Origin of the sequence: Thermodesulfovibrio sp. Kuro-1, assembly GCF_006538445.1 — a bacterium.
Lineage (GTDB): Bacteria > Nitrospirota > Thermodesulfovibrionia > Thermodesulfovibrionales > Thermodesulfovibrionaceae > Thermodesulfovibrio > Thermodesulfovibrio yellowstonii.
This window is the reverse complement of sequence record NZ_BJKS01000001.1, coordinates 167,190-183,388: the sequence shown is the minus strand read 5'-3', so window position 1 is coordinate 183,388 and position 16,199 is coordinate 167,190. Positions and strand designations below refer to the sequence as shown.

Sequence of the window (16,199 nt, the reverse complement as noted above, 5' to 3'; positions counted from 1 at the left end):
TCATTAAATGAGAAAAACCATTCAAAACTCCTTTGCTGACCTTACTATTGCAAGTATGATTTCTCCTGATGACCCTCTTAAAATTCTCTTTGACAGTATTGACTTTTCTTTTATCTACAAACTCTGCGAATCTAAGTATCACAGTGTGGGCAGACAGGGTTATAATCCTCAAAGTCTCTTTAAAGCACTTCTTCTTATTTATCTCGGTTATGCTTCCTCTGAAAGAGACCTTGCAAAACGCCTTGTATTTGATGGCAGACTCTGTTATCTCTGCGGTTTCTCCTATGGAAATACTCCTAAGCATAATACCTTCCATTACTTTAGAGAGAGACTTGGTGAGGATGCTTTTCATGAGATACTTCTTAATCTTATTGCTCAAGCTTTGTGTCTTGTTAAAAGCAAAAACCTTAAACTCTCTATAGATTCCTCTCACATAGAGGCTTTTCCTTCTGATAAAGATGCTCAGTGGGGATATAAGTCTAAGGATTTCAGCTTTTATGGATACAAAGTTCATCTTGAAGTTACAACAACACCTCTTCCTGTGGCTGTCTCTGTAAAAGTTACTGAGGCAAACAAGTGGGATGGACACTTTCTTGGTGAGCTTACAGATTCTGCCCGCAAAGAGATTGAAAATACAGGAAAAACTATAAAGGCAGTAATAGCAGATGCTGGTTATGATAGCACTGACAATGCTAAATATCTTCTTCAGCACAACATTACACCATATATAGCTGAAAATCCAAGAAATAGAAAAAATTCTATTTATACAGAACTGATAAAGGTTACTCCAGATGGAAAACTCCTGTGTCCTGGCAGTGTGGAGCTTTGTTACTGGGGAAGGGAACACAAAAGAGGAAGAGTTAAATTTCGTTGCGGACTTTTTAAACAAAAAGGTCAAGGGTGTCTTTTTAGACAGTGCTGTTTCCAAAAAAGTGAATATGGTCCTACTTTTTATTTTAAGGAAGACATAGATATTCAAAATGTACTGAAAGCAATTCGCAGTAAGAAAACTTTTAAGGAAATTTACAAAAGAAGAACTGTAGTAGAGAGATTTTTTAATGTTCTTAAGGGAGTGCATAAACTTACCAAGTTGAGATTTAGGGGAATCAGTAAGGTAAGCAGTCATGTTTTCATGAGTCTTTCTGCATATCTTAGCAGAGTTATTGCAGGATTGAAACTTAATGGGGAGTTGATACATATTTAATTGACTGACAGACAATAGAAAAGTTTCTACAAAACGGGATAATATTTTGTAAAAAAGTAGTAATACTTTATTTTTTAGATATGAAAGGAGCAATAAAGTATTCAACTTTTGATATAAAGATGAAAATTTTTTATTTATGACTTTCAAAACTGCCCCAAAAAATCTATAAGGTTTAAACTCTTTCATTTTTGAACAGCCTCCATTATATTGTCAGGTAATTTTTAATAACTTTTTCCTCAAGTTCTTTAACTTTTCCTTCAAAGACTATTCTCCCCACATCAATGACATATATGTAGTCTGCTACCTTAATTGCAAAGTCAAGATATTGCTCTACTAAAAGAATTGAAACTTTTTTCTCCTCATTTATTTTCTTTATGGCTTCCTGTATCTCAAAAACAACAGAGGGTTGAATTCCTTCTGTTGGTTCATCCATAAGTATAAGTTTTGGTCCTCTCAATAAAACTCTTGCGATAGCTAATTGCTGCTGTTGACCACCACTAAGGTTACCTCCTTGACGATTCATAATAGATTTAAGAGCAGGAAAAAAGCTTAAAACTTCATCCATCACTGTTTTCCCATAACTTCTTAGACCAACAGTCAGATTTTCAAATACAGTAAGATAAGGGAAAATCTCTCTTCCCTGAGGCACATAACCTATTCCTAAGTTTGCTCTTTCATTTGGCAAAAGATTGGTTATATCCTTTTCATGGAAGATAATCCTTCCACTACGAGCATTCAAAAGTCCCATCACAGTCTTAAGAAGTGTGGTTTTTCCAACTCCATTCTTTCCTATGAGTGCTATGATTTCACCGTCACTGACTTTCATGTTAATTTTTTTTAAAATTTCAGCTTCATTGTATGAAACTGTTAGATTTTCAATCAATAGCATTTCTAACCCTCGTTTCTTCCAAGGTAAACTTCTCTAACTTTTTCATCATTCTGCACTCTATCTATATTTCCTTCACATAGAATTTTGCCTTCATGCATAACAGTAATTCTTTTAGCAAATTGACGAACAAAGTTCATATCATGTTCAATAATTAAGATGGAGCAACTCTTGGTATCAAGGATATTCTTTAATAGTTGTCCCATTTGAAATCTCTCCTCTTTCGTTAATCCAGCCACAGGTTCATCAAGTAGAATTAGCTCTGGTTCTTGTACAAGAATCATTGCAATCTCTAAGAGTTGTTTTTCCCCATGCGATAAGAAGGCAGCCTTTAGATCTCTCTTTTTTCCCAACCCACAGAAATAAAGAATGTTCATGATTTTTTCTTCTTCTTTTTTGTCAACCTTTGAAAGAATTGATGTCCGTACGTTTTTCTTTCTCCTTAGCGATATGTCCATGTTGTCAAATACTGATAGGTCTGTAAATACAGAAGGGGTTTGAAATTTTCTTCCTATTCCTAATAAAACTAATTCATGTTCCTTTTTTCTCAGTATATCTATATTTTCTCTGAATATCACTCTTCCACTCTCTGGCTTTATTTTCCCACATATAACATCTAAGAGAGTTGTTTTACCTGCTCCGTTTGGACCAATAAGGAATCTCAGTTCGCCATAATCTACATAAAGGCTAAGTTTATCTATAGCTTTAAATCCATCAAAATCAACAGTGAGATCTTCAATATAAAGAAGTGTTGTCTGGCTCATTGCTGTCTCCTTCATTTCTCCTCACTTAACAAAATATTTTGTTCTTTTTTACTTTCCTTAAATAATTTTTTAATAAGACCAACTATACCTCCTGGAACAAATAGAACAACAACTATGAAGAGTAAGCCCTGAAAATATAGCCATAAATCAGGAAAAGATTCACTTAGGTATGTTTTTGCTACATTTACTAAAAGTGCTCCTGCACATGCTCCATAAAGATTAGATCTTCCTCCTACAGCAACCCAGATTACCATCTCTATAGATGGAACAATGCCTATCATAGCAGGAGAGATGATTCCAACCTGTGTAACAAAAAGTGCTCCTGCTAATCCTGTTAAAGTAGCTGAAAAGGCAAAAGCGAATGTTTTATACTTAACTGGGTCATATCCACAGAATCTAACTCTATCTTCCATATCTCTTATAGCAATTAATACCTTGCCAAATCTTGAATTGATTAATCTTTGAGAGATTAAGAAAGATAGAACGAGACAGATAGCAGTAATGAGATATAGAAAGAGTTGGGTATTTTTGTTAGAGAGTGAAAAACCCAAAATTGTAGAAAAATTAGTGATTCCATTTGTTCCACCAGTGTAAGGTTGCTGTCCAACAAGTAAAATAGCAGCAATCATTGCCATTGCTTGTGTTAATATGGAAAAGTAAACTCCCTTTATTCTACTTCTGAAAACCATATATCCAATCAATCCTGCAACAATTGCAGGAAGAATTAATGATGAAGTAAGGGCAAAAAAGAAATTTTGGAAAGGTTTCCATAAAAACGGAAGTTCTAACAGCCCACTCCACACCATAAAATCAGGTAGTTTTTCACCAGAGGCTTCCAATTTTAGATACATTGCAATTGAATATGCACCTAAGCCAAAGAAAATACCATGGCCGAGACTGAGCATTCCTCCAAATCCCCAGATAAAGTCCAGGGCGATAGCAACAATACAAAAAGTAAGAAATTTAGCAAGAAGATTGAGTCTAAAATCTGACAGGAATAGAGGCGCTAATGCAATAATTAAAAGAGATACTGTAATAAGTATTTTTTTTCTATTTACTTCCATTAAGTTCATTTTGTCTTCCTACTCAAGTGCTCTTGTTTTTAATGCTATAAGTCCTGATGGTTTCCATTGCAGAAAAATTATTACTATAATGAGAGCTAAGACCTTTCCCATTGTAGCTGTGCTGCTGAATTCAAAAGTTGTGTTCAAAAATCCTATTATAAAAGCAGCTAATATCGTGCCTGATATTTTACCTACTCCTCCGAGTACAACAACTAAAAAAGCATCAACTATGTAATAGGTGCCCAATGATGGACCTATAGGACCTAAAAGGCAGAGAACGCAGCCCGCAACTCCTGCTAAACCCGAACCAATGGCAAAATTAAAGGCATCAACTTTTTTTGTGTTTATTCCAATACATGAAGCCATCTGTCTATTCTGCATAACTGCTCTCATTGCACATCCTGATTTTGTTCTGTAAATATAAAGATAAATTCCACATACACTTAGAAATGCAATAAAGAGAATAAACAGTCTCGGAAAGGGTAACTGAAGAGAATCCATAATCTCAAGTCCTCCTTGAAGCCATGAAGGAGTTTTAACCTCTACATTTGGTGCTCCAAAAATATTACGCGCCATTTGTTGAAATATCAGACTTATACCCCATGTGACAAGAAGAGTATCAAGGGGTCGTCCGTAGAGAAATCTTATAATTCCCCTTTCTAATATAAAACCTGTAAATCCTGCTGCTATGAAGGAAGAGGGTAAGGCAAAAAAGTAAAAATAGTTCAAGTATTCAGGCATTGTTTTTAGAAACAGATTCTGGATTAAATAGGTCATATAGGCTCCTATCATTATTAATTCACCATGGGCCATATTAATTACCTTCATTATTCCAAATATTATTGACAGTCCTATTGCCACTAACAGAAGTATGGTGCCAACACTCAAACTGTTAAATATCTGTAGAATAAAGACTTCCATCATAACCTCCAAAGCCAGGTGGATAATCAACGGAGGTTATCCACCTGGTAATAAATATCCTTACTGGACTGATATTTCTTTTGCCCAGGGATAGCTCTTTAAATAAGGGTCTGGTTTAACAGGTTTCCCTGAGTTCCATATTTCCTTAAACTGTCCATCATCCATTACGACTCCTATTCTTACAGTTTTCCAAAGGTGTTGATTCTCTCCATCAATTTTTACATTTCCCTCTGGAGCTTTGAATTCAAGCTCTTTTGCTGCCTGTTTTACCTTTTCTATATCTGTTGAGCCTGCCTTTTCAACAGCTTTAGCCCAAAGATATACCTGGATGTATGCTGCTTCTATGGGGTCATCTGTAACTCTGTTCTGTCCGTATTGGTTTTTGAATTTCTGAACAAATTCTTTATTCTCTGGAGTATCTGTAGATTGGAAATAGTTCCAAACAGCGTAATGTCCTTTCATATACTCAGCACCAATTCCTCTAATTTCCTCTTCAGCAATACTTACAGACATTGTAGGAATATCCTTTGGTGTAATACCTGCTGCATGGAGTTGCTTGAAAAATGCCACATTACTGTCACCATTAAGGGTATTGAAAACCACATCTGGTTTTGTAGCCTTTATTTTATTTACAATCGTACTGTAATCAGTATGCCCAAGAGGAGTATACTCCTCTGCAACCACGCTACCTCCCATTGCTTTAAGCTGAGCCTTAATAATTTTATTTGCTGTTCTCGGGAAAACATAATCAGACCCTAAGAGGAAAAATTTCTTCTTACCCTGACTTATTAACCATTCAACTGCAGGAACAATCTGTTGATTAGCAGAGGCACCGGTGTAAAATATATTTGGAGAAGATTCAAATCCCTCGTACTGAACAGGATACCACAACAGTCCATTGTATTTTTCCACTACAGGCAAAACAGCCTTACGACTTGCCGATGTCCAGCATCCGAAAATTGTCGCAACTTTATCCTTTTCAAGCAACTTTTTAGCTTTTTCGGCAAAGGTTGGCCAGTCAGATGCTCCATCTTCAATTATAGGAACGATTTTTTTTCCTAATACGCCACCTTTACTATTTATCTCGTCAATTGCCATTAATTCAGCATCCTTAAGGGATGTTTCACTTATAGACATAGTTCCACTTAAAGAATGAAGAATACCCACTTTAATAACATCCTTTTGTTCCTCCTTTGCACCGCCCTTACAGCCAAATAGAATAAAGAGTGATACAAAAATAAGAACGAAACATTGATAAGAAATTTTCTGCCAGCTTCTTCTCATGATTTTCCTCCTATAAATCTTTTTTTGAGATTAAAAAGCAAACTTTATACCAAATATAAATCAAGAGAAATCAAAGGTAGAAAGAAAAAATATTAAGACAAAAATGTATTTTTATACAAAAATGTATTGATTTAGGTATTTTGTTTATTAAATTAAATATTATAAATGTCTGAATATTAAACAATTTTAAAATTGAAAAAAATTAGTAAGTTTTCAGGCATATATTTTGTTTAATGATTTTAAGGATTAACTTTTTAATAGTTCCTACAAAATTGTTGACAAAAATTTTTATTATTGCTATGATATGCTATATGGCAACCGTTAGCCGTTAAATTAAAAAATGATAGATTGAATAGAAGATATTTAGAAAAGTTTGTTAAAGTATATTTAGTTTAATTTTTGGGGTTAATCTTAAAGAGGCTTTGCCTCATAGAAAATAAAAAAATGGAGGATGTTATGACTTATTCAAAGCCAAGAGATGAAAAAGATGTTATGAAACTGGTCAAAGAAATGAATGTTAAATTTGTCAGGCTCTGGTTTACAGATATTCTTGGCCAGCTTAAAAGTTTTGCAGTTCCAGTGGAAGAGCTTGAGGTTGCTTTCTCTGAGGGGATGGGATTTGATGGTTCATCAATTCATGGATTTGCAAGAATTGATGAGTCTGATATGATTGCAAGACCTGATCCGACAACTTTTGCAGTTTTGCCATGGAGACCAAAAGAAAGTCCTGTTGCAAGAATGTTCTGCGACATCTATGAACCAGATGGAACACCATATAAAGGTGATCCAAGATATATTCTCAAGACAAATCTTGAAAAAGCAGCGAAGAAAGGCTTTACTTTCTATCTTGGTCCAGAACTTGAATTTTTCTATTTTAAAACCGATAAGGACCCAGAAATTTTAGATGAAGGGGGTTATTTTGATTATCCCTTAGATGCAGCTGAGGATCTTAGAAGAGATACTATCTTAGCACTTGAGCAGATGGGAATTAAGGTAGAATACTCACACCATGAAGTTGCACCCTCTCAGCATGAGATTGACCTTAGATACGCTGAAGCTTTGAATATGGCAGATATAGTGATGACTTACAGAGTAGTTGTTAAGGAAATAGCAAAAAGACACGGTGTCTATGCCACATTCATGCCAAAGCCTCTTTTTGGTGAGAATGGAAGCGGAATGCATACTCATCAGTCACTTTTTAAAGGTGATAAAAATGCTTTCTTCAATCCAAAGGATCCATATTATCTTTCAGATATAGCCAAGAGTTATATAGCAGGTGTCCTAACACATATTAAAGAAATTACGCTAGTGCTTAATCAATGGGTTAATTCCTATAAGAGACTTGTTCCAGGATATGAAGCTCCAGTTTATATTTGCTGGGCAAGAAGAAATAGATCAGCTCTTATAAGAGTGCCTCTTTACAAGCCCGGAAAAGAAAAAGCAACAAGGATTGAATTAAGAAGTCCTGACCCAGCATGTAATCCCTACCTTGCTTTTGCATGTATGCTTAATGCTGGATTAACTGGTGTTGAGAAGAAATATAAGTTACCTGAACCTATTGAAAAAGATGTTTATCATCTTGCTCCTGAAGAAAGAAAGTCTCTCGGTATTGATAGCCTTCCTGGTAGCCTTATTGAAGCTATTGAGTATGCTGAAAAGAGTACAATTTTAAAAGAGACGCTCGGAGAACATATTTTTACAAACCTAATTGAAAGTAAAAAGAAAGAATGGGATGATTATCGTATAAGAATTTTCCCCTATGAATTAGAAAGATATCTCCCAATTCTATAATTCTGAAGGATAGGGGTGACATAAACCGTCCCCCTATCTTCTACCATCTTCCCCATGCACAGTAGTAGTCAAAATGGTCATCATACATATGAAGTCTCTTTTTAATAACAAATAGCCTATGAAGGACTATACCAAAAATGAAGCCACCTACATGAGCCCACCAAGCAACTCCACCAACATCAGTTGGGCTAAGCAATGAACCGAGTCCTGAAAAAAGTTGAATGAAAAACCACATAAGTATATAAAAAATTGCAGGAAGTGCAAAAAAGAAGGGAAAAAATAAAATTGGGAATAGAGTTATAACTTTTGCATAAGGGAACATTATCATATAGGCACCTAAGACACCAGATATGGCGCCAGAAGCACCAACTGTTGGTATAGTTGATGTAGGATTAGTAAGACAGTGAATCCATCCAGCTCCAAATCCACATAGGAGATAAAATATTAAAAATCTAAAAGAACCCATTTTATCTTCCACATTGTCAGCAAAAATCCACATAATCCACATATTACTTATAAGATGGAACCACCCACCATGCAAAAACATACTTGTTAGAAAAGGAAGATAGTAAAGGGGATCAATAGGCAGAGTATCTATTAGCATATATCTTGCTGGAATTACACCGAATATATGGAAAAGATAGTCTAAATCTTCTTTGCTGAACATGAGCTCAAAAAGAAAAACAAAGCAGTTTAAAGATATAATTAGCCATGTCATATAAGGAGTATATCTTCTTGGAAGACAGTCTCTTATTGGTATCATGTTTTTTCACTCCTTTTAATCATCAAAGCTTTCCAGATAGTTGGTATAACTGAGATTATAATTATACCAAGTATGAACATTGAGAAATTTTGCTTTACAAAGGGAAGATTTCCAAAAAAGTATCCTGCAAAGATAAATGAACCACTCCAAAGCATGCTGCTAAAAATATTGTATATCTGAAATTTTGGATATCTCATTTTTCCTATACCTGCTACAAAAGGTGCAAAGGTTCTCAGAATAGGCAAAAATCTTGCAATTATTATTGTCTTTGCTCCATGCTTTTCATAAAAAAGCGCAGTTGTTTGCAGATGTTTTTTATTGAATAAAAGGGAGTTTTCTTTATGAAATATTTTCGGTCCTATAAACTTGCCAATGTGATAATTTAGAGTATTTCCTAAGACAGCAGCAATACTTATAAGAATAAAGGAACTCCATGGACAAATAAACTCTCTTGATGAAAGTGCTCCTACGGCAAACAAAAGAGAGTCTCCCGGAAGAAATGGTGTTATTACGAATCCTGTTTCTGAAAAAATAATGAAAAAAAGCACCACATATATCCAAATACCAATCTGGGAAAATAAAGCCTCAAGGTAAATATCAATATGAAGGAGAATATCTATTAAATCAGACATTGCCTTTAAGGAAAAAATCCATAAGCTTAAACCCTTCTTCTATTTTTATATCTGGAGAGTTTAGAATCTCTTCTGAAAAACCTCTTTTTATATCTGTAACTTCCTTTTTTCCATCATAAATGACAAAAGGCACAGGATCAGAGGTATGAGTTTTTAGTTTTATCGGTGTAGGATGGTCAGGAAGAAGTAATATTTTGAATTCTTTAAATCTCTCAGGAGCTTGTCTTAGAATTTTACCTACTACAATTTTATCAATATCCTCAATAGCTTTAATTTTGAGTTTATAATCTCCCTGATGCCCTGCTTCATCAGGAGCTTCTATATGAAGATAAACAAAATCAACACGCTCAAGAGCATTAAGTGCATATTCTGCTTTACCTTCATAATTGGTGTCAATCCAGCCAGTTGCCCCTGGAACATTTATTATATGAAAACCTGCAAGAATTCCCAGCCCTTTGGTAAGATCAACTGCTGAAATTAATGCACCACTGAGCTTATATTTATCCTGATAGGTTGGCAGATTTGGAGTTCTTCCCTGTCCCCATAACCATATACTGTTTGCAGATTTTTTCCCTTCAGCAATTCTTTTCTTATTTATAGGGTGGTCTTTCAATATTTCTACGGATTTAAAAATAAGCTCCTTGAGAAAATTAGCATTTTTCCCAATAGGAAGATATCTTGAAATCTCTTTGCCAGTAATATCATGTGGTGGAGTGCATTCCACATCCTCTGTGCCTCCTTTCCAAATCATGATATGCCTGTAGCTTACACCAGGATAAAATCTCAATAAATCATTTCCAAGCTTTTTATCAATTTCTTCTATTAAAATTTTTGCCTCATCACTTGTTATATGTCCTGCTGAGTAATCATCCATAATAATCTGCTTTTTGTCAGAGAATTTTAAAGTAACAAGATTGCATCTATAAGCTATATCATCCTTAGAAAGTGTAAGTCCCATGCTAACAGCTTCTAATGGTGCTCTGCCAGTATAGTAGACTCTCGGGTCATAGCCAAGAATGCTAAGATTGGCAACATCACTGCCGGGAGAAAATCCTTGAGGAATGTTTCTTACTGTTCCCACTATGCCCTTTGAAGCAAGAAAATCCATATTAGGTGTATGGGCAACCTGAAGGGGAGTTTTTCCTCCAAGTTCATCAATTGGATAATCTGCTGCACCATCGGGGATTATTACAATATATTTCATAAAATTTTCTCCACAAAGGCTTTAACACTTTCTAAATCAGCAGGCAATACAAGAGGCTCATCAGCAACTTTAAAAACAATGTCTGGATCTTTTAGTCCATTACCTGTAAGAGTGCATACTACTGTGCTTTGCTTTTTGAAATATCCTTGTTTATATAGTTTTATTACACCAGCTACGGAAGCAGCAGAGGCAGGTTCACAAAAGATTCCTTCACAAGAAGCAATCATTTTATAAGCATAAAGAATCTCTTCGTCTGTAACCATATCTATTGTTCCACCTGATTCATCCCTTGCTGCTACTGCTGTTTTCCAACTTGCTGGATTACCAATCCTTATAGCTGTTGCTACTGTTTCAGGCTTTTCAACAGGATGACCAAGCACAATTGGAGCTGCACCCGATGCCTGAAACCCGAGCATCTTTGGCAAGCTGTTTATTTTTCCCTTTTCTCTGTATTCTTTATATCCCTTCCAATAGGCAGATATGTTGCCTGCATTTCCTACAGGTAAAGCATGATAATCAGGAACTCTTCCTAACTGGTCACATACTTCAAATGCTGCTGATTTTTGCCCTTCAATTCTGTATGGATTTATGGAATTAACAAGAGTGATTGGATATTCATTAACTATAGCTCTTACAATGTTTAATGCCTGGTCAAAGTTTCCCTTTATCTGAATAACCTTAGCACCATGAATCATTGCTTGAACAAGCTTTCCTGTTGCAATTTTACCTTCTGGAATAAGCACTATTGCTTTAATTCCTGCCCTTGCTGCATAAGCAGAAGCACTGGCAGAGGTATTTCCTGTAGAAGCACATATAACTGCCTTTGAGCCTTCTTCAACTGCCTTAGAGATTGCTAAAGTCATACCTCTGTCTTTAAATGAGCCTGTAGGATTAGCACCATCAAATTTAAGATATAATTCCAAATCTATATTGAGTTTCTTTGTGAGATTGTTTACTTTTACAAGAGGAGTATTGCCCTCCAAAAGAGTAACTATAGGAGTTTTTTCGTTTACTGGGAAATGCTCAAAATACTCACTAATTATTCCTTTCCAATGTGATTTGGTATTCATGGCTATTCAATAATATCTCCTTCTATTAATTCAACAACAACTCCCTGCTCTCTGAGGGAGTTAATTCCTTTTTCAAGATTTTCTTCAAGTCCTTCAAGTTCAAGAATCATCTCTCCAAATGTATCTGTTACCCTTGCTCTGCGAATATTTGGCATAACATCATATTTTTTTGCCATTCTGAAAAGCACAGGCTCTTTGATTAATTCTTGTGGAAATGTGAGCCTTACTCTTAATTTTTTGACTTCAGACATGATGTCCTCCTTTAGAGTCTGCCTCCTGCTATTGCAGGAACAATTGAAACTTCATCGCCGTCTTTAACTATAGTTTCTTCTCCCTGAAGAAATCTTACATCTTCCTCATTTACATAAACATTGATAAACCTTCTTATCTTACCATCCTGACAGAGTCGCTCTGCAAGTCCGGGAAAACTTTTATCAAGAGCATTGATTATATCTATTATTTTACCCGGTTGTGTTTCAACAACATCCTTGCCACCAGTGATTTTTTGAAGTGGTGTTGGTATCAAAACTTTTACTGCCATTTTTATTTCTCCTCCTTTTGTTTGATTCTCTTTAAGGCTTCTTCAAAGGAAGCAAGATTTGGTTTAATCTGATAAACCTCAGCTGTTTTACCATTTAAAACCTCAGCTGTTTTAAGTCCATTGCCAGTGATACAGAGCACCGTGCAATCCTTTTTATCAATTTTGCCTTCCTTCAAAAGTTTAATATATGTTGCAAGTGTTACTCCTCCTGCAGTTTCTGCAAAAATTCCCTCAGTTCTGGAAAGTATTTTGATTGCTTCAATTATTTCATCATCAGATACATCTTCCATTGCTCCTCCGCTTTCTCTCACAGCCTGTAAAGCATAGTATCCATCTGCGGGATTACCAATAGCAAGAGACTTGGCTACTGTATTTGGTTTTACAGGTCTTATTACGTCTGTACCCTGCTTGAAGGCTGTTGATATGGGTGAACATCCAGTTGCTTGAGCACCGTATATTTTTGTGTCTACATCCTTAATAATGCCAATTTCTTTAAATTCCTTAAGAGCTTTCCATACTTTTGTAAGAAGTGAACCACTTGCACAGGGAACAACAATGCTATCAGGTGTGTCCCATCCAAGTTGTTCAACTATTTCAAATCCTATAGTTTTTGACCCTTCCGCATAAAAAGGACGAATATTTATATTTACAAATGCCCATCTGTATTTATTCGCAATTTCACTACATAGTCTGTTTACATCATCATAGTTTCCGTCTACAGCAACTAAATTTGGCTCATAAACAATGGATGCAAGAATTTTGCTCTGTTCAAGGGTAGCAGGAATAAAAATAAATCTATGAAAACCTGATTTTGCACCATGCGCAGATACAGCATGGGCAAGATTACCTGTTGAAGCACAGGCAACAGTATCAAAACCGAACTCCTTTGCCTTGGTGAGAGCAACTGCAACAACTCTGTCTTTGAAAGAAAGGGTTGGATGGGCAACTGTGTCATCCTTTATATAAAGTTCCTTTACACCAAGAAATTTTGCAAGATTTTCAGCTTTAACAAGAGGTGTAAATCCTGAATTAAGCCCCGCTTGTGGTTCTCCATCTATGGGTAGAAGTTCTTTATATCTCCAGAGTGTTTTTGGTCTTTTTTCTATAACTTTTCTTGATAAAGCTCTCTTTATTTTGGGATAATCATAGACTGCCTCAAGGGGTCCGAAACAGAATTCACATACGTATATGGGCTCAACAGGGTATTCTCTTCCACACTCCCTGCATTTAAGTCCCTTTACATATTTCATCTCCCACCTCCGATTTTAAAAATTAATTTTTTATTTTAAATCAAAAAGGTGAAATATGGCTATTGTTTTTGAATTAAATTATCTATTGACCTTGAAAAACAATTCCTTTATGAAATCTTTCACTGCAGGAATGTCTGTTAAAATTAACTCTTGTCTGTTACCATCAAATAAAATAGTCCCATCTTTGATGAAGATGAATCTATTACAGAGTTGCCATGCTACATATACAACATGGGTTATTATCATAAATCCTATGTTTTCTTTGTCTGCAAGGTCTTTTATTAATGCCATTATCCTTTCTGAATTTATGGGATCAAGACCTGCGGTTGGCTCATCATATAAAAACATCTTTGTTTTTCCTATAGCCAGAGCTCTTGCAATTGCCACTCTTCTGTGCATTCCCCCACTTAGCTCTTCTGGCATAAGTTCCTCTGCATCTGTTACCCCAACTCTATTAAGTAGTTCTCTTACCCGTTTATAAATTTGCTCATCAGGAAGCTTTAAAATCTCTCTCATGAAAAAAGCTACATTTTCCTTAACAGGCAATGAGTCAAAAAGTGCTCCTTCCTGAAAGACTATACTGAATTTTCTTCTTATCGGAATTAATTCTTCCTCGGTTAATTTGGTTATATCTACTCCATCAATAAAAATTTTCCCTCTATCTGGAGAAATCAAGCCTAAGATAAGTTTTAAAATGGTTGTTTTTCCCTCTCCGCTTTCTCCAAGAACTGCTATACGTTCATTAAATTTAGCGGAAAAACTAACTCCTTTTAGGACTTCTCTATCACCATATGAGAACCAAACATTGTCAAACACTATCATACGCTAAATCCCAATGCATAAAGCAGAATTCGTGTAAGCACAAAATCCATTGCAATAACAACCACAATTGATGTAACCACTGCCTTGGTTGTGGATGTTCTCAAACCCTTTGCTCCTCCTCGTGTTGTAAGTCCGTAAAAGCAACTTATGCATGAAATTAAATATCCAAAAATAAAAGGCTTTATTGAGCCTGAGAGCACATTTTGAAATGTAAGTTCCTTGATTATGCTTGACCAGTAAAAAGAGCCACTTTGATTACTTACAAATACTGCTATATAATAACCACCAAAAAGACATACTAAGTCACCTATAATTGTAAGACATGGCAACATAACAACAGAAGCAACTACTCTTGGAACTACCACTTTTTTTATCGGATCAATCCCATATACTCTTAGTGTATCTATCTGATGTCCCAGTATCATTGAGCCAATTTCTGCAGTCTGTCCAGCTCCGACTCGTCCAATGAAAACAAGTGCTGTCACAAGAGGACCTATTTCTCTGATTACTGCAATCCCGACAATTTTGCCTGTATACATTTTTAATCCGAGTCCACTGAGTTCAGCGCTTAGTTGAAGAGAAAGAGCCATCCCGACAAAAAGGCATACTAAAGAAACAATAAAAACTGAAGAAGAACCCGCATATTCCATTTGTTCTACAATATCATCAAAGTAAAGAGGTTTCCTAAAAAGTCTAATTATTGAATTTACACAGAGAATATAAAAATCCTGTAGGTCAGATATTATTTTTTGAATTTGTATTGTTGATTTCATATGAAACAAAAATATCTTACCATAAAATTAGGCTGTTCAATAAATAATAGGCTTTTGAAATGTCTTGTCTTAACTTATAATTTTTGACATTAAAGATGTGGTTTTGATAGTTTAAAGCATGAACAATTTTGGAAAACAAAAATTTGGGCATATAGATATTCCTCTTCAAAGAGTACATATTGAACTTACAAATATATGCGATTTTAACTGTATTTTTTGTCCAAAATCTGTTATGAAGAGAAATCGGGGATATATGGATAAAAAACTTGCAATGCAATTAATTTCAGAGATTCATGAAAATAATATCTGTGACAAAATAACATTCCATGTAATGGGCGAGCCTACACTCCATCCAGATTTTTTTGAGATTTTATCGTATTCAGATAAAACAGGAATAAAAGTAGGGCTTACAACTAATGGAGCAGGACTCGGAGGAGAAGTCGGTGAAAAGCTTCTTGATTATCCGCTTTATCAGATAGATATTTCACTTCAAACACCGGATGCAAAATCCTTTAATTTAAGAAAGGCTCACCTTACATTTGATGATTATTTAAAAGGAATTTTTAATTTTTTCACAGCATATTACTCAAAGCATAGTAATACTATTTTTAAGTTTCGTTTTTTAAATACAAGCTTTCGGAAAAAGGATATGGAAAGAAAAATAGGACCAATAAGAGTTATTTCATCTACAGATGAACTGAGAAATACTTTTAAATACTGGGCAGGAAAGATTTATGAAGCTTTGAATGTTAATACAAGCTTAATAGAAAATGCATACAAAAAAATAGATAAACTGGTCTCTTATAAATGGAATGTTGTAGAGGTTTATTCAAATGTTTTTTTTGAAACCTATATACTTGAAGACTGGGGAAATGCTTTTTATGATGGCAAAATATACAAAGCATGGGCAGGATACTGTTTTGGTATGAGAGACCATTTCAGTATTCTTTACAATGGTGATGTTACCCTGTGTTGTGTAGATTTTGATGGAAACACAAAAATCGGGAATGTTAAAGAATCGTCATTAAAAGAAATTCTCTCATCCGATTACTTAAGAGAAATAGTTGAAGGATTTAAAAAATTCAAAGTTATTCATCCTTACTGCAAAAGATGCATTGGAAGTAAATCATTACTTTCGTGGCTTCTAAAACCTTGTTTATCAATCTTAGCTTTGAAAACTCTTAAACCTTTCTTTTATAAAAAAATCAAACTTTACTGACTCTACAGTCT

Annotated in this window: 17 protein-coding genes; 3 read left to right on the top strand and 14 right to left on the bottom strand. The window is 35.1% G+C overall.

Features of this window, described 5'->3' with window-relative positions; translation table 11 throughout:
* Positions 1-7: 7 nt before the first annotated feature.
* The gene (locus FLY87_RS00945) at positions 8-1,204 is read left to right on the top strand and encodes a transposase (protein ID WP_141266117.1); all 1,197 of its coding nucleotides are present in this window, start codon (positions 8-10) and stop codon (positions 1,202-1,204) included.
* Positions 1,205-1,406: 202 nt separating this feature from the next.
* Here FLY87_RS00945 and urtE read toward each other — a convergent pair whose 3' ends face one another.
* Genes urtE through urtA form a run of 5 tightly spaced genes read right to left on the bottom strand, consistent with a single transcriptional unit; the run spans position 1,407 to position 6,123 of the window.
* Positions 1,407-2,093, bottom strand: a complete 687-nt coding sequence (urtE, locus tag FLY87_RS00940) for an urea ABC transporter ATP-binding subunit UrtE (RefSeq protein WP_141266116.1) — start codon at positions 2,091-2,093, stop codon at positions 1,407-1,409.
* A gap of 2 nt (positions 2,094-2,095) precedes the next feature.
* A complete protein-coding gene (gene urtD, locus FLY87_RS00935) occupies positions 2,096-2,869 on the bottom strand; it encodes an urea ABC transporter ATP-binding protein UrtD (protein WP_219994995.1) in 774 nt (257 codons plus the stop codon).
* Complete coding sequence (urtC, locus tag FLY87_RS00930) at positions 2,866-3,927, bottom strand: urea ABC transporter permease subunit UrtC (RefSeq protein WP_141266115.1); 1,062 nt, start codon at positions 3,925-3,927, stop codon at positions 2,866-2,868. The genes urtD and urtC overlap by 4 nt, the downstream gene beginning before the upstream one ends.
* Positions 3,928-3,936: 9 nt before the next feature.
* Positions 3,937-4,839 carry an urea ABC transporter permease subunit UrtB gene (gene urtB / locus FLY87_RS00925; protein WP_141266114.1) on the bottom strand — a complete coding sequence of 301 codons (903 nt, stop codon included), beginning with the start codon at positions 4,837-4,839 and terminating at the stop codon, positions 3,937-3,939.
* A gap of 60 nt (positions 4,840-4,899) precedes the next feature.
* Positions 4,900-6,123 (bottom strand): urea ABC transporter substrate-binding protein, encoded by a 1,224-nt coding sequence (urtA, locus tag FLY87_RS00920; protein WP_141266113.1) that lies wholly within the window; start codon positions 6,121-6,123, stop codon positions 4,900-4,902.
* A 456-nt stretch (positions 6,124-6,579) separates the two neighbouring features.
* Here urtA and glnA point away from each other — a divergent pair, with 456 nt between their 5' ends.
* The gene (glnA, locus tag FLY87_RS00915; protein ID WP_012545065.1) at positions 6,580-7,914 is read left to right on the top strand and encodes a type I glutamate--ammonia ligase; all 1,335 of its coding nucleotides are present in this window, start codon (positions 6,580-6,582) and stop codon (positions 7,912-7,914) included.
* Positions 7,915-7,954: 40 nt separating this feature from the next.
* Here glnA and FLY87_RS00910 read toward each other — a convergent pair whose 3' ends face one another.
* From FLY87_RS00910 to FLY87_RS00870, 9 genes are all read right to left on the bottom strand, one after another.
* Positions 7,955-8,677, bottom strand: coding sequence for a rhomboid family intramembrane serine protease (locus FLY87_RS00910; RefSeq protein WP_141266112.1), 723 nt, complete (start codon positions 8,675-8,677; stop codon positions 7,955-7,957).
* A complete protein-coding gene (locus FLY87_RS00905; protein ID WP_012546518.1) occupies positions 8,674-9,309 on the bottom strand; it encodes a DedA family protein in 636 nt (211 codons plus the stop codon). Before FLY87_RS00905 ends, FLY87_RS00910 begins: the two co-directional genes overlap by 4 nt.
* The gene (locus FLY87_RS00900) at positions 9,302-10,513 is read right to left on the bottom strand and encodes a cofactor-independent phosphoglycerate mutase (protein WP_012545558.1); all 1,212 of its coding nucleotides are present in this window, start codon (positions 10,511-10,513) and stop codon (positions 9,302-9,304) included. Before FLY87_RS00900 ends, FLY87_RS00905 begins: the two co-directional genes overlap by 8 nt.
* The gene (thrC, locus tag FLY87_RS00895) at positions 10,510-11,583 is read right to left on the bottom strand and encodes a threonine synthase (RefSeq protein WP_012546273.1); all 1,074 of its coding nucleotides are present in this window, start codon (positions 11,581-11,583) and stop codon (positions 10,510-10,512) included. Before thrC (FLY87_RS00895) ends, FLY87_RS00900 begins: the two co-directional genes overlap by 4 nt.
* Positions 11,584-11,585: 2 nt before the next feature.
* Positions 11,586-11,834: an NIL domain-containing protein gene (locus FLY87_RS00890; RefSeq protein ID WP_012545388.1), complete on the bottom strand. Its 249-nt coding sequence runs from the start codon at positions 11,832-11,834 to the stop codon at positions 11,586-11,588.
* Between the two features lie 11 nt (positions 11,835-11,845).
* Positions 11,846-12,124, bottom strand: a complete 279-nt coding sequence (locus FLY87_RS00885) for a MoaD/ThiS family protein (protein ID WP_012545583.1) — start codon at positions 12,122-12,124, stop codon at positions 11,846-11,848.
* A 2-nt stretch (positions 12,125-12,126) separates the two neighbouring features.
* Positions 12,127-13,374 carry a threonine synthase gene (gene thrC / locus FLY87_RS00880; RefSeq protein ID WP_012546459.1) on the bottom strand — a complete coding sequence of 416 codons (1,248 nt, stop codon included), beginning with the start codon at positions 13,372-13,374 and terminating at the stop codon, positions 12,127-12,129.
* Positions 13,375-13,452: 78 nt separating this feature from the next.
* A complete protein-coding gene (locus tag FLY87_RS00875; protein ID WP_141266111.1) occupies positions 13,453-14,196 on the bottom strand; it encodes an ABC transporter ATP-binding protein in 744 nt (247 codons plus the stop codon).
* Positions 14,193-14,969 (bottom strand): ABC transporter permease, encoded by a 777-nt coding sequence (locus tag FLY87_RS00870; RefSeq protein WP_012545754.1) that lies wholly within the window; start codon positions 14,967-14,969, stop codon positions 14,193-14,195. The genes FLY87_RS00875 and FLY87_RS00870 overlap by 4 nt, the downstream gene beginning before the upstream one ends.
* A gap of 118 nt (positions 14,970-15,087) precedes the next feature.
* Between FLY87_RS00870 and FLY87_RS00865 the strand changes: the two genes are divergently transcribed.
* On the top strand, positions 15,088-16,188 hold the full coding sequence (locus tag FLY87_RS00865) for a radical SAM/SPASM domain-containing protein (protein ID WP_141266110.1): 1,101 nt from the start codon (positions 15,088-15,090) through the stop codon (positions 16,186-16,188).
* The last annotated feature ends 11 nt before the right edge of the window (positions 16,189-16,199 follow it).